The sequence below is a fragment of the Pradoshia sp. Z5_111 genome (genome assembly GCF_058267535.1).
In genome coordinates this window covers 1-15,840 of record NZ_JBZCPQ010000015.1, presented here as the reverse complement: position 1 = coordinate 15,840, position 15,840 = coordinate 1, and the positions used below count along the sequence as shown (strand labels likewise).

Annotated in this window: 20 protein-coding genes and 2 other annotated features; all 20 genes read right to left on the bottom strand. The window is 39.0% G+C overall.

Annotated elements, in window-relative coordinates; translation table 11 throughout:
- Positions 1 to 64: 64 nt before the first annotated feature.
- A complete protein-coding gene (rplL, locus tag AC4D4A_RS18250; RefSeq protein ID WP_066103019.1) occupies positions 65 to 427 on the bottom strand; it encodes a 50S ribosomal protein L7/L12 in 363 nt (120 codons plus the stop codon).
- A 60-nt stretch (positions 428 to 487) separates the two neighbouring features.
- A complete protein-coding gene (rplJ, locus tag AC4D4A_RS18245; RefSeq protein WP_066103022.1) occupies positions 488 to 994 on the bottom strand; it encodes a 50S ribosomal protein L10 in 507 nt (168 codons plus the stop codon).
- Positions 995 to 1,024: 30 nt separating this feature from the next.
- Positions 1,025 to 1,170, bottom strand: a sequence feature (ribosomal protein L10 leader region).
- 61 nt (positions 1,171 to 1,231) lie between these two features.
- Positions 1,232 to 1,921, bottom strand: a complete 690-nt coding sequence (gene rplA, locus AC4D4A_RS18240; RefSeq protein ID WP_066103025.1) for a 50S ribosomal protein L1 — start codon at positions 1,919 to 1,921, stop codon at positions 1,232 to 1,234.
- Between the two features lie 93 nt (positions 1,922 to 2,014).
- Positions 2,015 to 2,440 (bottom strand): 50S ribosomal protein L11, encoded by a 426-nt coding sequence (gene rplK / locus AC4D4A_RS18235; RefSeq protein ID WP_066103028.1) that lies wholly within the window; start codon positions 2,438 to 2,440, stop codon positions 2,015 to 2,017.
- Between the two features lie 178 nt (positions 2,441 to 2,618).
- Positions 2,619 to 3,152 carry a transcription termination/antitermination protein NusG gene (nusG, locus tag AC4D4A_RS18230; protein ID WP_066103031.1) on the bottom strand — a complete coding sequence of 178 codons (534 nt, stop codon included), beginning with the start codon at positions 3,150 to 3,152 and terminating at the stop codon, positions 2,619 to 2,621.
- A gap of 219 nt (positions 3,153 to 3,371) precedes the next feature.
- On the bottom strand, positions 3,372 to 3,554 hold the full coding sequence (secE, locus tag AC4D4A_RS18225) for a preprotein translocase subunit SecE (RefSeq protein WP_490997168.1): 183 nt from the start codon (positions 3,552 to 3,554) through the stop codon (positions 3,372 to 3,374).
- Positions 3,555 to 3,597: 43 nt separating this feature from the next.
- Positions 3,598 to 3,750, bottom strand: coding sequence for a 50S ribosomal protein L33 (gene rpmG / locus AC4D4A_RS18220; protein WP_077248002.1), 153 nt, complete (start codon positions 3,748 to 3,750; stop codon positions 3,598 to 3,600).
- A 104-nt stretch (positions 3,751 to 3,854) separates the two neighbouring features.
- Positions 3,855 to 4,472, bottom strand: a complete 618-nt coding sequence (sigH, locus tag AC4D4A_RS18215) for an RNA polymerase sporulation sigma factor SigH (protein WP_066103081.1) — start codon at positions 4,470 to 4,472, stop codon at positions 3,855 to 3,857.
- Positions 4,473 to 4,562: 90 nt separating this feature from the next.
- Positions 4,563 to 5,075 carry an NYN domain-containing protein gene (locus AC4D4A_RS18210; RefSeq protein ID WP_066103038.1) on the bottom strand — a complete coding sequence of 171 codons (513 nt, stop codon included), beginning with the start codon at positions 5,073 to 5,075 and terminating at the stop codon, positions 4,563 to 4,565.
- 2 nt (positions 5,076 to 5,077) lie between these two features.
- Positions 5,078 to 5,821 (bottom strand): 23S rRNA (guanosine(2251)-2'-O)-methyltransferase RlmB, encoded by a 744-nt coding sequence (rlmB, locus tag AC4D4A_RS18205; protein ID WP_066103041.1) that lies wholly within the window; start codon positions 5,819 to 5,821, stop codon positions 5,078 to 5,080.
- A complete protein-coding gene (locus tag AC4D4A_RS18200; RefSeq protein ID WP_490997167.1) occupies positions 5,818 to 6,237 on the bottom strand; it encodes a Mini-ribonuclease 3 in 420 nt (139 codons plus the stop codon). Before AC4D4A_RS18200 ends, rlmB begins: the two co-directional genes overlap by 4 nt.
- Before the next feature lie 5 nt (positions 6,238 to 6,242).
- Positions 6,243 to 7,640, bottom strand: coding sequence for a cysteine--tRNA ligase (cysS, locus tag AC4D4A_RS18195; protein ID WP_490997166.1), 1,398 nt, complete (start codon positions 7,638 to 7,640; stop codon positions 6,243 to 6,245).
- The gene (cysE, locus tag AC4D4A_RS18190; RefSeq protein ID WP_490997165.1) at positions 7,621 to 8,286 is read right to left on the bottom strand and encodes a serine O-acetyltransferase; all 666 of its coding nucleotides are present in this window, start codon (positions 8,284 to 8,286) and stop codon (positions 7,621 to 7,623) included. The genes cysS and cysE overlap by 20 nt, the downstream gene beginning before the upstream one ends.
- 166 nt (positions 8,287 to 8,452) lie before the next feature.
- Positions 8,453 to 8,693: a binding site (T-box leader), on the bottom strand.
- Positions 8,694 to 8,735: 42 nt separating this feature from the next.
- Positions 8,736 to 10,193 carry a glutamate--tRNA ligase gene (gene gltX / locus AC4D4A_RS18185; protein ID WP_490997164.1) on the bottom strand — a complete coding sequence of 486 codons (1,458 nt, stop codon included), beginning with the start codon at positions 10,191 to 10,193 and terminating at the stop codon, positions 8,736 to 8,738.
- Positions 10,194 to 10,273: 80 nt separating this feature from the next.
- A complete protein-coding gene (ispF, locus tag AC4D4A_RS18180) occupies positions 10,274 to 10,750 on the bottom strand; it encodes a 2-C-methyl-D-erythritol 2,4-cyclodiphosphate synthase (RefSeq protein WP_490997163.1) in 477 nt (158 codons plus the stop codon).
- Positions 10,743 to 11,444: a 2-C-methyl-D-erythritol 4-phosphate cytidylyltransferase gene (ispD, locus tag AC4D4A_RS18175; RefSeq protein WP_490997162.1), complete on the bottom strand. Its 702-nt coding sequence runs from the start codon at positions 11,442 to 11,444 to the stop codon at positions 10,743 to 10,745. Before ispD ends, ispF begins: the two co-directional genes overlap by 8 nt.
- Before the next feature lie 32 nt (positions 11,445 to 11,476).
- Positions 11,477 to 12,571 carry a PIN/TRAM domain-containing protein gene (locus AC4D4A_RS18170; protein ID WP_490997161.1) on the bottom strand — a complete coding sequence of 365 codons (1,095 nt, stop codon included), beginning with the start codon at positions 12,569 to 12,571 and terminating at the stop codon, positions 11,477 to 11,479.
- Positions 12,572 to 12,762: 191 nt separating this feature from the next.
- Positions 12,763 to 13,833 (bottom strand): DNA integrity scanning diadenylate cyclase DisA, encoded by a 1,071-nt coding sequence (gene disA, locus AC4D4A_RS18165; protein WP_490997160.1) that lies wholly within the window; start codon positions 13,831 to 13,833, stop codon positions 12,763 to 12,765.
- A 4-nt stretch (positions 13,834 to 13,837) separates the two neighbouring features.
- Positions 13,838 to 15,217: a DNA repair protein RadA gene (gene radA, locus AC4D4A_RS18160; protein ID WP_490997159.1), complete on the bottom strand. Its 1,380-nt coding sequence runs from the start codon at positions 15,215 to 15,217 to the stop codon at positions 13,838 to 13,840.
- A gap of 169 nt (positions 15,218 to 15,386) precedes the next feature.
- Positions 15,387 to 15,840: ClpB D2-like domain containing protein (locus AC4D4A_RS18155; RefSeq protein ID WP_490997158.1), on the bottom strand; the 454-nt coding region annotated here is incomplete at its 5' end.

Genomic DNA, 15,840 nt, shown 5'->3' with positions numbered 1-15,840 from the left:
TATTTCTAAAGTCAGAAAAAGCCCGCTGTATTTGCAGCGAGCCTTTTCATATGAGTGTGTAAAATTACTTAACTTCTACACCAGCGCCAACTTCTTCAAGTTTAGCTTTGATTTCTTCAGCTTCGTCTTTAGAAACGCCTTCTTTGATAGCTTTAGGAGTGTTATCAACAACTTCTTTAGCTTCTTTAAGACCAAGGCCAGTGATTTCACGTACTACTTTGATAACTTTGATTTTTTGATCTCCAGCGCTAGCTAGAACAACATCAAATTCAGTTTTTTCAGCTGCAGCTTCTCCGCCAGCAGCACCAACCATAGCTACAGGAGCAGCTGCAGTTACGCCAAATTCTTCTTCAATTGCTTTTACAAGATCGTTAAGTTCTAAAACAGTCATATTTTTAACTGCTTCAATGATTTGTTCTTTAGTCATTATAAGTTCCTCCTTAGTTTTTAATAAATCGTTGTATACGTATTTCTAATCAAGAAGCAATTAAGCTCCTTGTTCTTCTTTTTGTTCTGCCACTGCTTTTGTAGCAAGTGCCAAGTTGCGGATAGGTGCTTGAAGCACGCTGAGCAACATAGAAAGCAAACCTTCGCGAGATGGAAGTTCTGCAAGAGCTTTAACTTCTTCAACAGTTGCAACGTTTCCTTCGATTACACCTGCTTTAATTTCTAGAGCTTCGTGTTTTTTAGCGAAGTCGTTCAAGATTTTAGCCGGAGCTACAACGTCCTCAGTACTGAATGCAATCGCATTTGGTCCAGTAAGAGCTTCGTTAAGGTCAGAAAGTTCAACTTGATCAGCAGCACGGCGAGTCATGGAGTTTTTGTAAACTTTGAACTCGATGCCAGCTTCACGTAATTGTTTACGAAGTTCTGTAACTTCAGCAACGTTTAAACCACGGTAGTCAACAACAACTGTGGATACACTGTCTTTCAGTTTACCAGCGATTTCATCAACAATTTGTTTCTTTGCATTAACATTATTCGCATTGCTCATATTAACACCTCCTGTAGAATGTTACCATTCACACCCGTAAAAAAACCTCCATATCATGACAGACATGGAGGTACGATGATAGTCCGAACAAAATAGTTCTATTATGATCGAATACCTCGGCAGGAAATTAAGCTTTAACCAGCACCTGCTGTCTATGGCATAAATGTTAAATTTATTTATAACAACATTTGTAATTATATTAAATAAATACCCTGTTGTCAAATTTTATTTTTTAGCTTAGAAAGAAGAAGGATCTACCTTGATTCCAGGTCCCATAGTTGTAGTCACTGCTACATTCTTCATGTAAGTTCCTTTAGCTGCTGCTGGCTTCGCTTTTTGAAGAGTTTCAAAAATTGTAGTGAAGTTTTCAACTAGCTTGCTATCTTCAAAGGAAACTTTTCCGATAGGAACATGAATGTTACCTGCTTTATCAACGCGGTATTCTACTTTACCAGCTTTGATTTCATTGATTGCTTTTTCAACATCAAATGTAACAGTTCCTGTTTTAGGGTTTGGCATTAAACCTTTAGGTCCTAATACACGACCTAATTTACCAACTTCACCCATCATATCAGGTGTTGCTACGATAACATCAAAGTCAAACCAACCTTGTTGGATTTTGTTGATGTAGTCAGTATCTCCAACATAATCAGCACCTGCAGCTTCAGCTTCTTTAAGCTTTTCACCTTTAGCAAATACTAATACACGTTGTGTTTTACCAGTACCGTTTGGAAGTACAACCGCTCCACGGATTTGTTGATCAGCTTTCTTAGGATCAACTCCAAGACGGAATGCTACTTCTACAGTTGCATCGAATTTAGTGAAGCTTGTTTTCTTCGCTAATTCAATTGCTTCTGTTACGGAATAAGCTTTTGTACGATCGATAAGCTGAATAGCTTCAGCGTATTTTTTAGTTTTCTTAGCCATTATTATATCCTCCTAATATTGTGGTTTTAACGGAATTGACCTCCCACGAAAAAGGTTGCGAAGTACCGTACATTCGCAACCTCCATACAACAATTAGTCTTCGATGACAATTCCCATACTGCGTGCAGTACCTTCTACCATACGCATAGCTGATTCAACACTTGCTGCATTTAAGTCAGGCATTTTGGATTCAGCGATTTCACGTACTTTGTCACGCTTAACTGTTGCCACTTTATTACGGTTTGGTTCACCAGAACCAGACTCAATTCCTGCTGCTTTCTTAAGAAGAACAGCCGCTGGAGGAGTTTTTGTAATAAAAGTGAAAGAACGGTCTTCAAATACTGTGATTTCAACAGGAATGATTAGACCTGCTTGTTCTGCTGTACGAGCATTAAACTCTTTACAGAAACCCATGATGTTAACACCTGCTTGACCCAATGCTGGACCAACCGGTGGAGCTGGATTAGCTTTAGCTGCAGGAATCTGCAATTTCACGATTTTAATTACTTTTTTAGCCACGAGACACACCTCCTTATCGTCCGTGATGTGGTAATTGGGCTTTGCCCTCCCACTCAAATATACAATCATTCTTTATTTCACTCATAAAGAATTTACCATTAGTTCAGGTCTCTGTCTTGAGACATACTGACCCTAGAAATATTATCACTTTTTAATATGAAAGGCAAGTTTTTCAGGATTATAATTTTTCCACCTGGTCAAAATCCAATTCAACCGGGGTATCGCGGCCAAACATATTAACAAGAACTTTCAGTTTACCCTTAGCCTTGTCCAACTCTTCTATTGTACCAGCAAATTCAGCGAAAGGACCTTCCTTAACTTTAACTGAATCACCAATAAACAAATCGATTTCAATTCTTTTTTCGTCCATACCCATTCTTTTCAGAATCACTGCTGCTTCTTCAGGCATTAAAGCAACCGGCTTGGAGCCTGATCCAGTTGAACCTACAAACCCAGTTACGCCTGGTGTATTGCGGACAACATACCAAGAATCGTCTGTCATAACAATTTCCACGAGTACATATCCTGGAAATACTTTTTTCTTAACTACTTTCTTTTTACCATTTTTGAAATCAGTCTCTTCTTCTTCCGGAACAATGACACGGAAGATTTTATCTTGCATACCCATTGATTCTACACGTTTTTCTAAGTTTGCTTTAACTTTATTTTCATATCCGGAATACGTATGAACAACATACCAATTTTTCTCCATATTCTATTAGGACTAAACGTCCTTCCCTCCTTGTAAACAGTGATATTCAAATATATCTTGTCAGCTGTTATTTTTTAATTTTTGCGCAAATTTTAAATCCAGCAGATTAATGCTCTGTATCGAATCTATTTTTTAGACAAATTAAAAAACCCGTTTCCGGGCTTTCAAGTCTTTTCTTATGCTAGTTTTCATTATACCATGTTTTATGTCGTTTATTCACTATTTAAGAATGACACGAATAAGTTCGGATAGCCCTAGATCAACAACCGCAAAAAACACTGCCATAATGATGACCGTTGATAATACAGTTATCGTATAGGTTGTAAGCTCTTTTTTCTTAGGCCAGCTTACCTTTTTCATTTCTCGAGAAACGCCTCGGAAGAATTCTAGAATGCGTCGCATTAATTTGAAACCTCCAGCCAATACAGTTTTACAATCCTAGTCATTAGATTGTTTGTTTATGAGGTGTGTGCGTATTACAAGTTTTACAAAATTTATTAAGCTCCAGCCGCACCTTTTCTTGGTTAGACTGGTTATGATTCGTTGAATAATTCCTTGAACCGCATTTTGTACATGCGATGATAACTTTTTTATTCATAAAATGCACCTTTATCTTAATTAAGAAGTCCACTACAAATTTATCATGTAGGAAATTGTCTGTCAATAAGCGGGGTAAAGATATAACCCTATGAATATACTAAATTAACGGACTTCTAGATACCTCTCCAATTTACGCTTTACTCTTTGCAATGCATTATCAATTGATTTGACATGCCTATCCAATTCCTCTGATATCTCTTGATAGGATTGTCCATCTAAGTACAGAGACAGGACTTTTCGTTCCAGATCACTTAGCAGCTCGCTCATTTTAAGCTCAATATAATCAAATTCTTCTTGATTAATAATTAATTCCTCTGGATCCATGACTTTAACACCTGTTATAACATCCATCAATGTACGATCTGATTCTTCATCATAGATAGGCTTGTCCAAAGAAACATAGGAATTGAGCGGTATATGTTTCTGCCTTGTCGCAGTTTTAATAGCCGTAATAATTTGCCTGGTAATACAGAGCTCGGCAAACGCTTTAAAGGATGTAAGCTTGTCCTCCTTATAATCTCGGATAGCTTTGAATAAACCAATCATACCTTCCTGTACAATATCTTCTTTATCTGCACCTATTAAAAAATAAGTTCTCGCTTTAGCCCTTACAAAGTTTCTGTATTTGTGGATCAAAAAATCCAGGGCCCCGCTGTCCCCTTGATGAACCCGGTCGACTAGCAGTTCATCTTCCATATGACCATAATCATCATCCAGCATTACCCCGATAGAAATTGCCACACCGATCCCTCCGTAAGATACCAAAGATAGCAATATTATACAGTAAGCGTTTTTATAGCGTCAATGCCCTCACAGATTTCCTCTTCTCCATTTTTCGAACATTTCCGACACTTCTCGACTTAACGGGATCCTTGATACAGGCTGTTCATCCTTTGTTTGCACGACCTTTTTTTCAATCTCTTTTTCTACATATTCCATCTCCTGCAACAGTTCACGGGCAGATTTCCGATAAGCCCCCTGCGCAAAGATGGTTCGCTGCTCCGTGTAATCTGATGTCGCAACATACACACGAGTATTTATTTTTATTAATTTAGAAGCCAGCCTTTCGATACATTCATCAGCTGTTTCATTTTCCTTTGTAAAAATAACATCAACTTTTGAATTTCTATACTTTTTCTCCATTCCCTGTACGAAGTAAGCATCAAATACTATTATGACCCGGTGTCCGGAAAAACCTTGAAACTCAGCCATCATTTCAATTAAACGGTCTCTAGCGGCAGCAAGGTCCTGATCGCGCAGCTTGCGCAAATCAGGCCATGCTCCTATGATATTATAGCCATCTACCACCAGTATGGTTTCCATCTTTATCCCTCTAGCGGATATCGCTTTCGATATACTTCATACATCAGCAAGCTGGCCGCCACACTTGCATTGAGAGAGGTAACATGCCCCACCATTGGCAAGTGATATAAGAAATCGCATTTTTCTTTAATTACTCGGCTGATTCCTTTCCCTTCACTACCAATCACAATTCCAAGAGGCATCGTTCCATCCATCAACCGATAATCCTGGCTTCCCTTCGCATCTGTACCAGCAATCCATACACCGCGTTCCTTTAAATCTTCTATCGTGCGTGATAAATTCGTTACGCGTGCAACCGGGATATGTTCAATTGCCCCAGTCGATGATTTAGCAACTGTAGCTGTTAACCCAACCGCTCTCCGCTTCGGAATAATGATACCATGAACACCGGATGCATCAGCTGTCCTTAAGATAGAACCCAGATTGTGCGGATCCTCTAATTCATCAAGCAATAGAATGAACGGGTCTTCCTGTCTCGATTCCGCCAACTTAAACATGTCATCAATTTCTGCATATTGATAGGCAGCCACCTGAGCAATAACTCCTTGGTGATTCCCCTCAATCATTTGATCCAGTTTTTTCTTTGGTGCTGTTTGTATCATAATCTTATTTTCTTTTGCAACCGCGATTACCTGCTGAATCTGCCCTTTCGTGGCTCCTTCTGCAATCCAAATCTTATGGATATCGCGTTTTGACCGCAATGCTTCCAAGACGGTATTACGTCCCATAATTAAATCATCGCTCATCTCTGCACTTCACTCCTCTCTTTAAATTGAATCGCCAACTCTATAATTTCATCAAGACGTTCCTGATTCTTGTTCCCATATAGATAACCAATTAATGCTTCAAAAGCTGTACTGTATCGATATGTTTGCACATCTGTATTTTTGGGGATTGTGCCTGACTTAGCATTCCTCCCTCGGCGTATAACAGCTTCTTCCTCTTCGGTCAGAAGATGCTCGTTTAATAAATAATGTACAACTGCACTCTGTGATTTGGCAGATACATACTTAGTCGCTTCTTTATGAAGCCTGTTTGGTTTTACTTGTCCAATAGATAGCAGATGATGGCGGATATATACTTCATATACCGCATCTCCAATATAGGCCAGGGCCAAACTTCCCAAAGCCGTTACATCTAATTTCTTTAAGTCCTCAAGCATTCTTTTTATCCCCGTTTCCAGCGTGTACCTTGGGCAGTATCTTCCAAAATAATATTCATTGCTTTTAGCTCATCTCTAATCTCGTCAGAGCGAGTAAAGTTACGTTCTTTTCTTGCCCGATTACGTTCTTCAATTAATTTTTCTACCATAGCATCAAGCGATTGTTCAACTTCAAGCTGAATACCCAGTACATCAAATAAAATGCGAAACTCATTCAAAAATGCTTCAATAACCGCATCAGAGGTCACTTTTTCCAACAGATAATAATTACCTTGCCTTGATAATTCAAACAATACCGAAATAGCATTTGCAGTATTGAAATCATCATCCATTGCTTCTTCAAACATTCCATGCAATTCTCCGATTTTCTCGAACCATTCCGCATCGTTATGAGTAATATTCGTGCTTGCCGTTTGGCGGTGTTTTAAGTTTTCGTAAGTAGTTCGCAAGCGGTCCAATGAAATCTTCGTGGACTCTAATAACTCTTCACTGTAATTAATTGGATTTCTGTAATGGACGGACAGGATAAAGAATCTTAATACTGCCGGATCATGATGCTTAATAATATCATGTACCATTACAAAATTACCGAGAGATTTAGACATTTTTTCATTATCAATATTAATATAGCCATTATGCATCCAATAATTTGCGAATGGCTTTTCGGTTAAAGCTTCTGTCTGTGCAATTTCATTTTCATGGTGAGGGAATGCTAAATCCTGACCTCCAGCATGAATATCAATCGTATCACCTAAGTATTTTTTAGCCATCGCAGAGCATTCGATATGCCAACCCGGTCTTCCTTTGCCCCATGGGCTATCCCAAGAAATTTCACCATCTTTAGCCGCTTTCCACAAAGTGAAATCAAGTGCATCCTGCTTCCGTTCATCTACTTCTATTCTCGCGCCTACCCGCAGCTCATCTATGGACTGGTGCGAAAGCTTTCCATAATCTTTAAAATCTCTTGTACGGTAGTACACATCCCCACTGGATTCATAAGCCATTCCTTTATCTATTAGAGCCTGAATAAATTCAATGATTAAATCCATGTTTTCCATTACCCTTGGATGCACATCCGCCTTTTTGCATCCAAGTGCCCCTACATCCTCAAAATAAGCTTTAATAAACCGGTCAGCTGTAGCCGGTACTTCTTCTCCCAGTTCACGAGCTGCTTTGATTAACTTATCATCCACATCTGTAAAATTAGAAACAAATTTTACATCATAGCCTTTATATTGTAAGTAATTGCGGACCGTATCAAATACGATCGCCGGCCTTGCATTCCCTATATGAATATAGTTGTATACAGTCGGACCGCATACATACATCTTAACCTTTCCCTCTTCAATTGGCTGAAAGGTTTCCTTTTTTCTTGTCAGTGTATTATAAATTTGAACGCTCACGTTTATTTAACTCCTTTCGCAATTCCATTAACTCTTTCTTTAATATATCAATTTCCTGTTCCATTCGATTGCAATGATCTTCTACAGGGTCAGGAAGGTCCCGATGATTTAAATCTTGTTTTAATCGTACGCCGTCTTTGATAACTACCTTACCGGGAATGCCGACTACCGTTGAGTTGGCAGGGACATTTTTTAAAACCACTGAACCCGCTCCAACCTTCGAGTTTTCCCCTATGACGATGGAGCCGAGCACTTTAGCCCCCGTTGCAATCAATACATTATCCTCAATTGTTGGATGACGTTTGCCTGACTCTTTACCTGTACCTCCAAGTGTAACCCCCTGGTATACAGTCACATTATCACCAATCTCGCAAGTTTCTCCAATAACGACACCCATGCCATGATCAATAAAAAAGCGCCTGCCGATTGTCGCTCCCGGATGTATCTCTATACCGGTTAAAAATCGGCTAAACTGGGAAATGACCCTGGCAATAAATTTGAAATTTCTCTTATAAAAAAAATGAGCAATTCGATGATTCCAGATAGCATGTAAACCTGAATAGGTCAGGATGATTTCAATTGTCGATCTTGCTGCAGGATCCTGTTCAAATATAACATCTATATCTTCTTTTAACCGTTTCCACATGATGTTACCCCTCCTTAAACGCATAAAAGCAAAAACATTCTCTATCTAGAGATGTACTTTACGAAAGATGGGAACACGGTAACTTCCTCCCTAAAGATCGTATAATAAACATCCTGTTTCTATACCACCGGCCATTTTTTGCATAAAAAAAGCGCCCTGTCCAAAAGACAGAGACGCTTATAAGCGCGGTTCCACTCTGTTTGAGCTTAAGTATCGAGCTCCAACTTTCCCCTTTATAACGACAATGGGTATGCCGCCTTCCTCTACTGACCTTATTATCAGACGTTCAAAGAAGGGCTCAGGGGTGCATTCAGATTAAGAGAGGTTATAACCATTTCCAGCCAATGATGGTTATTCTCTAATAAACATCTTCTTTAATCCTACTTATCCCCATTCATCACTTTAAGTATAAATGTTTAATTATACTATATTATATTACAGTTAAAATGTTAACGTAAAAGTTCTTCTATTTGAGAAATCACTCGATCACGGCCGAAAAGCTCGATTGCTTTTGGCAGATCAGGACCATGAGCTTGTCCAGTAACCGCTACACGGATAGGCATAAATAATTTTTTGCCTTTATGACCTGTTTCTTTTTGCACTCGTTTAATTGCTGCCTTAATCTCACTGTCAACAAATTCAGGCATACTCTTTACTTCTTCAAGGAAGGCCTTCAATACCTCAGGAACCTGTTCTTCCCCCAGTATTTCCTTCGCTTCATCATTATAAACAATCTCTTTCTTAAAGAAGATGTTTGATAGGTCCACGATTTCTGCTCCGTAGCTCATTTGATCCTGATATAAAGCTATAAGCTTTTGTACCCAATGATGTTCTTCCTCAGACATTTCAGTTGGTACAAGACCTGCTTCCTGTAAATGAGGCAACGCCAATTCAAGCACTCGTTCCGTATCAACCTTTTTCATGTATTGATTATTCATCCACGTAAGCTTTTGTTTATCAAACAAAGCTGGTGATTTAGATAATCGGTCTGCATCAAAGATTGAAATAAACTCTTCCTTCGAGAAGATTTCTTCTTCGCCGCTTGGAGACCATCCCAAAAGCGCAATAAAATTAAATAGAGCCTCAGGCAAATAGCCAAGTTCTTCATATTGCTCGATAAACTGGATAATAGATTCATCACGCTTACTTAATTTTTTACGGCTTTCATTGACAATCAATGTCATATGGCCAAAAACAGGGGGCTCCCATCCAAAGGCTTCATAGACCATCAGTTGCTTAGGTGTATTAGTAATATGGTCATCTCCACGAAGTACATGAGATATTTCCATCAAATGATCATCAATTGCTACTGCAAAGTTATACGTAGGAATTCCATCTTTTTTGATAATGACAAAGTCTCCGATGCCATCAGATTCAAACGACACATCACCTTTAACCATATCATTGAATGTATATACTTTACCTTTTGGAACAACAAAGCGAATGCTTGGTTTTCTGCCTTCTGCTTCGAGCCTTGCATGGTCTTCTTCTGTCAGATGGCGACATTTACCCGAATAAGCCGGAGTTTCATTACGTTCCATCTGTTCCGCACGTTCTTGTTCTAGTTCTTCTTCTGTGCAATAGCATTTATAAGCCATATCTCTTTTAATAAGATCACGATAATATTCCTCATAAATATGAGTACGTTCAGATTGGCGATAAGGTCCATATGCACCTGGTACATCGACACTTTCATCCCAATCCATGCCCAGCCATTTCAAATACTTTAATTGGCTTTCTTCTCCACCGGCAATATTTCTTTTTTGGTCTGTATCTTCAATCCTTATAACAAAGCTGCCACCCTGGCTGCGTGCAAATAAATAGTTAAATAAAGCTGTTCTGGCATTACCGATATGAAGATGTCCAGTCGGACTTGGAGCGTACCGAACACGTATACTGCTAGTCATTAATATTTCCTCCCAAATGATAAAGTACCTAAGTAGGATTCATTTTACCACTATTTTAATCTTGTTTAAAACCACCAGTTCTATTCTTTTATTAAAAGAACCGTAGCTTGAGCCGCTATGCCCTCACCTCTGCCCGGAAATCCGAGCTTTTCAGTTGTAGTAGCTTTTACGTTTACTTGTTCCATGTCACCTTCAAGTAGACCGGCGATCACTTCACGCATTTGGTCAATATAAGGGCGCATTTTTGGCCGCTCTGCAATAATTGTGCAATCAATATTGCCCAGTTTATATCCCTTTTGCTTCACAAGTTCCCATACATGAGTTAAAAGCTTTTTAGAATCGGCATCTTTAAAAGCCGGGTCAGTATCCGGAAAATGCTTGCCGATATCTCCCTCTGCCACAGCTCCCAGACATGCATCTGCTACAGTATGAAGCAGAACATCCGCATCAGAATGTCCAAGCAATCCTTTTTCATGAGGAATTGTGATACCCCCAATAATCAGTGGTCGTCCTTCTACTAGTTGATGTACATCAAAACCTTGTCCTATTCTAAACATGGCGGTCTCCTTTTACGTTTTTCTCCAGAATCGCTTCTGCAAAATATAGATCCTCTGGTGTGGTGATTTTAATATTATCGTAATTCCCTTCTGTTATGGCTACCCTCTTCCCGATTTGCTCAACTAGACTCGCATCATCTGTTCCAAGGTAATTTGCGGCAGCCGCTGCCTCATGTGCCTCTTTTAATAGGGACACACGAAAAGCTTGCGGGGTTTGGATTGCCCACAAGCTTGATCGATCGATTGTTTTCTCTACCATAGTATCTCTGACTTGTTTAATCGTATCCTTAACAGGTACAGCTAACACGCTTGCACCGAACTCTTTTGCATCAGCAATTAAGTTCCTTAACATTGAATGATTAATAAACGGTCTGGCTCCATCATGCACGAGGACGATTTCTGCCTCGTCACTTAAGGCTTCCAACCCATTGCTGACACTATATTGCCGCTCACTGCCGCCGTTTATCAATACAACAGGAATCGGTAGTGATAATGTTTTGATCAGCCTATCAAATTCTTCTTTTTCAGCGGGATTGATTGGCAAAATAATTTGTTTACAACACTTATCAGTGCCGAACACAGACAAGGTATGTGCGATAATCGGGCTGTTTTTCAGTTCAATCCAAAGCTTATTTTTACTTGCCTTCATTCTCTTTCCTTGCCCAGCTGCAGGGATAATCACTTCATAGTCCATCTTCTACTCCTAATCATTCAAAGCTATTTCTTTTATAATGCTTTTTCCATTAATTTTGGTTTCGCAAATATCATACGTCCAGCCGAAGTCTGTAAAACGGATGTAACAATGACCTCAATCTTCTTGCCGATATAATTTCGGCCTTCTTCTACCACAATCATCGTTCCATCATCGAGATAAGCTACACCCTGATTTTGCTCTTTCCCATCTTTTATAACCTGTACGAGCATTTCTTCACCTGGAATAACAACCGGTTTAACCGCATTTGCTAAATCATTAATATTTAACACCTGGACATTTTGAAATTCACAAACTTTATTCAAATTGAAGTCATTGGTCACAACAATTCCGTCTAATACCTTGGCTAATTTGACGAGCTTACTATCTACTTCCTGTATATCTTCAAAGTCACCTTCATACATCTCGACTTCAATTGGAAGTTCTTTTTGGATTTTATTGAGGATATCCAATCCTCTTCTTCCCCTTGTTCTTTTCAAAGCATCGGAAGAATCAGCAATATGCTGCAATTCACCAAGCACAAATTGTGGGATAACAATAGGTCCTTCCAAAAAGCCAGTTTTACAAATATCTGCTATACGTCCATCGATAATCACACTTGTATCGAGAACTTTCCTTTTTATATTGGATGGAGCTGTTTCTGTATCGCCATCTTGTTCTGTACCCTTTTTCTTTGTTTTAACCGAGTTAGTCACAAGATTGGTTAGCTCATCCCGTTTTTTAAATCCTACCTGGAAGCCTAAATAACCAAATATTAACGTTAAGAGAATTGGAGCGACTGTGTTAATGATCGGTACCTGAATTGAATTCAGCGGAAGACCAATAAGGAAGGCCAATAGAAGGCCAAGTAGGAGCCCCAAACTTCCAAATATAATATCCGTGATGGGAGCAATAATTAATTGTTCTTCCACCCATTTAATGAAATGTACTACATGATCAACCATCCAGAAAGTAATGATATAAAAAATAATTGCACCTGCGAAACCAGTAAAAATAGGATTAGTAATAAATGAATTATCTGTAATTAATGAAAATAAATCTGGCAATACGATGATTCCTACGGCTCCTCCTACGATTAAGAAACACAGTTGTATAATTCTTTTTAACATTCTTTCACCTCCCATTAATAATTATAAACGAGGACTTTCATCCTTTAATAGTTTTTACCCATTAATTAACTTGATGTAAAGAAGATGTAACTACACTGTAACAAAAAGCATATATCAGACTTTTTTATGCATTATCTATTATTATAACCTGATTATACGTCAAACAGATGTCAGGACTTCCATATTTTATCTTATAAGCTGTGCTGCCCAATTTCTGTTTTTATATGTCTCAGCCCATGGTGGATTTTTTTAGCTCTTACTTCTCCTATACCCTCTACGTCATCCAAATCCGCTACGCTTGCATTCAACAAATTAGATAGCTTCCCAAACCTCTTTACGAGATTATGAATGATACTGAAGGGCAGCCTAGGTATCTTATGAAGCGCACGATACCCACAGGGTGAGACGATTTGTTCCATCGGTACAAACCCTGTATATCCAAGTGTTTTCATAATAGCTGTATCCTCAACAGATTCTGAATAGGATAAATCAACAAATGCCTGAAAAACCTGTTCTGGCTTAAGGCCCTCCGGATCAATAGTGTAATCCTTTAAAACAAGCATTACTTCCTGTTCCACCACATGCAGCATTTCATGTAATTGCAAACGCAGCAGCCTTCCTTCAACACCTAATTCATTCATATAAATCAAAAGCTCGGTTTTAATTCTCATAACCATTATAAGCCTCTGCATTACATATAGAATATCCGCATATGTTACCATCTCTTCAAATTCAAGCTTACTTAAATTATGAATACTTTCCTGCAAAACAGACCGATACCGTTCAAGCGTTTGCATCGCTTGATTAGCCTTTGTTAATATCACAGACAATTCTCTCAGTACGTATCGAAAGTTGCCTTGATAAAGAGTAATGATATTTCTCCGTTGAGAAATAGCTATTACCAACGCCTTCGTCTCTTTAGCAATTCTCTCGGCTGTTCGGTGTCTCATTCCGGTCTCCATTGAAGGTATCGTTTTATCCGGTACAAGATGGGCATTCGCAAGCATAATGGTCTCCACTTTCTCATTAAGGATAATGGCTCCATCCATTTTAGCTAATTCATATAGATAGCTGGGTGAAAAAGGGCAGCCGATTTTAAATCCTCCATCTACAAGGGATTTAACTTTATCGTTATATCCAACCACAATTAATCCACCCGTATTGGCACGCAAAACATTATCTAATCCCTCTCTAAAGGGGGTGCCTGGGGATACCAATTGAATGATTTGCGCCTTGGCTTTTTCTGCTGCCTTTTTATCCATTAACTTAACCCCCTAATGCATATTTTAAAGCTTCGCTTACCGAATTGACACCAATCACTTTGATTTCTGATGGAGGTCTCCAGCCGCCCAAGTTATTGGCAGGCACGATAATACGCTCAAATCCAAGCTTTGCTGCTTCCTTTACTCTTTGTTCAATACGCGATACCCTTCTAACTTCACCGGTTAATCCAACTTCACCAACAATGCAATCCGTTGCTCTAGTAGGTACATCTCTAAAGCCTGAAGCTATACTGACTATTACGGCCAAATCTACAGCAGGCTCACCCAGCTTTACTCCACCAGTGACCTTTAAATATGCATCTTGGTTTTGAAGTAAGAGACCTACTCTTTTCTCCAGCACAGCCATTAACAAAGAGACACGGTTATGGTCAATTCCTGTTGCCATCCTTCTTGGATTAGGAAAAATAGATGGAGAAATGAGGGCTTGTATCTCTACAAGTATGGGCCGTGTTCCTTCCATCGAAGCTACGACTGTTGAACCAGCTGCACCCTGAGAACGTTCTTCGAGGAATATCTCCGAAGGATTCAAAACTTCCTCCAGTCCTTCTTCCTTCATTTCAAAAATACCCATTTCATTTGTAGAACCAAATCTGTTTTTGACTGCCCTTAGAATGCGGAAAGTATGATGACGTTCCCCTTCAAAATAGAGTACAGTATCCACCATATGTTCCAATAGTCTCGGTCCGGCAATATTACCTTCTTTTGTAACATGGCCAACAATAAATATTGCAATTCCCTTTGTCTTAGCCAATCTCATTAATTCAGCTGTACATTCACGAACCTGTGATACACTGCCTGGAGCAGATGTTACATCAGGATGGAACACCGTTTGAATAGAGTCGATTATGACGAAATTAGGGTTCATTTCATTGATAGCTTGTTCAATCATCCCCATATCTGTTTCAGAATAAACATAGAGATGATCTGAAGATACACCCAGCCTAACAGCCCTTAATTTTGTTTGCTTCACTGATTCTTCACCAGATATGTACAAAACATCATAATTATTATTCGCTAGCTGGGATGAAACTTGCAGCAATAAAGTGGATTTTCCAATTCCCGGATCTCCACCTATCAATAACAAGGATCCTGGTACAATTCCTCCACCCAAAACACGATTGAGTTCATTTGAATCTGTCAAAACGCGTGGTTCCTGCTCCGTACCTATGGAAGTAATCGATGTAGGTTTCGCCATTGATTGATCCGAATGGGTAAAAGCTGTACGTCTCTGATTTTTATTAGCTGTTATTTCAATTTCCTCTGTCATGGTATTCCATTCATTACAGCCAGGGCATTTCCCCATCCATTTCGCTGATTCGTAACCACAACTTTGGCAGATAAATTTCGTTTTCTTTTTTGCCATATTTCTTTTAATCCTCTCCGGGGAATAAATTAACTAATTATATACTTACTCTTTTATTTTACGGATTATATCGCTATTCTTATTCTTATTATTTGTCATTATAAAGTATTTATAGCTATCTGTAAGGAAAGGGCACAACCCTATGGCAGTGCCCTCAAACCACTATTTGTTACTTACCAGCTATTACTTCATCCCCTGTTTTGGCAGTAAACTCACCATCAACCACATCGATAGTAATTTTTTTACCTTTTTCAATCTTTCCTTTCAACAGTTGTTCTGATAAGAAGTCTTCAACATGTTTTTGAATAGATCTTCTCAAAGGACGTGCTCCATAATCAGGATCATAGCCTTCTTCTACAATTTTTTCTTTTGCTGCTTCCGTCAACTTAAGATTAATTTCCTGCTCAGCTAAGCGTTTGATTAACTGGTCACCCAGCAGCGTAACAATTGATTTCAAATGCTCTTTTTCCAGAGAGTGGAACACAATAATCTCATCAATTCTGTTTAGGAATTCCGGACGGAAAGCGCGTTTTAATTCTTCCATGACCTGGCCTTGATCCTGCATATTGAACCCAACATATCGATTCTTTTTCAAACTATGAGCTCCGACATTGGAAGTCATA

What these genes read in the sequence shown, in the direction of transcription:
- nusG (WP_066103031.1), bottom strand. Translation starts at nt 3,152, where the DNA reads ATGGAGAAAAATTGGTATGTTGTTCATACGTATTCCGGATATGAAAAT.
- radA (WP_490997159.1), bottom strand. Translation starts at nt 15,217, where the DNA reads ATGGCAAAAAAGAAAACGAAATTTATCTGCCAAAGTTGTGGTTACGAA.
- AC4D4A_RS18210 (WP_066103038.1), bottom strand. Translation starts at nt 5,075, where the DNA reads ATGGAAACCATACTGGTGGTAGATGGCTATAATATCATAGGAGCATGG.
- disA (WP_490997160.1), bottom strand. Translation starts at nt 13,833, where the DNA reads ATGGATAAAAAGGCAGCAGAAAAAGCCAAGGCGCAAATCATTCAATTG.
- rplA (WP_066103025.1), bottom strand. Translation starts at nt 1,921, where the DNA reads ATGGCTAAGAAAACTAAAAAATACGCTGAAGCTATTCAGCTTATCGAT.
- rplL (WP_066103019.1), bottom strand. Translation starts at nt 427, where the DNA reads ATGACTAAAGAACAAATCATTGAAGCAGTTAAAAATATGACTGTTTTA.
- cysE (WP_490997165.1), bottom strand. Translation starts at nt 8,286, where the DNA reads ATGTGGAAACGGTTAAAAGAAGATATAGATGTTATATTTGAACAGGAT.
- ispF (WP_490997163.1), bottom strand. Translation starts at nt 10,750, where the DNA reads ATGTTTAGAATAGGACAAGGTTTTGATGTACATCAACTAGTAGAAGGA.
- rplJ (WP_066103022.1), bottom strand. Translation starts at nt 994, where the DNA reads ATGAGCAATGCGAATAATGTTAATGCAAAGAAACAAATTGTTGATGAA.
- sigH (WP_066103081.1), bottom strand. Translation starts at nt 4,472, where the DNA reads ATGCTGGATGATGATTATGGTCATATGGAAGATGAACTGCTAGTCGAC.
- gltX (WP_490997164.1), bottom strand. Translation starts at nt 10,193, where the DNA reads ATGACTAGCAGTATACGTGTTCGGTACGCTCCAAGTCCGACTGGACAT.
- AC4D4A_RS18200 (WP_490997167.1), bottom strand. Translation starts at nt 6,237, where the DNA reads ATGCTTGAGGACTTAAAGAAATTAGATGTAACGGCTTTGGGAAGTTTG.
- secE (WP_490997168.1), bottom strand. Translation starts at nt 3,554, where the DNA reads ATGCGACGCATTCTAGAATTCTTCCGAGGCGTTTCTCGAGAAATGAAA.
- AC4D4A_RS18170 (WP_490997161.1), bottom strand. Translation starts at nt 12,571, where the DNA reads ATGTTAAAAAGAATTATACAACTGTGTTTCTTAATCGTAGGAGGAGCC.
- rpmG (WP_077248002.1), bottom strand. Translation starts at nt 3,750, where the DNA reads ATGAATAAAAAAGTTATCATCGCATGTACAAAATGCGGTTCAAGGAAT.
- rlmB (WP_066103041.1), bottom strand. Translation starts at nt 5,821, where the DNA reads ATGAGCGATGATTTAATTATGGGACGTAATACCGTCTTGGAAGCATTG.
- ispD (WP_490997162.1), bottom strand. Translation starts at nt 11,444, where the DNA reads ATGGACTATGAAGTGATTATCCCTGCAGCTGGGCAAGGAAAGAGAATG.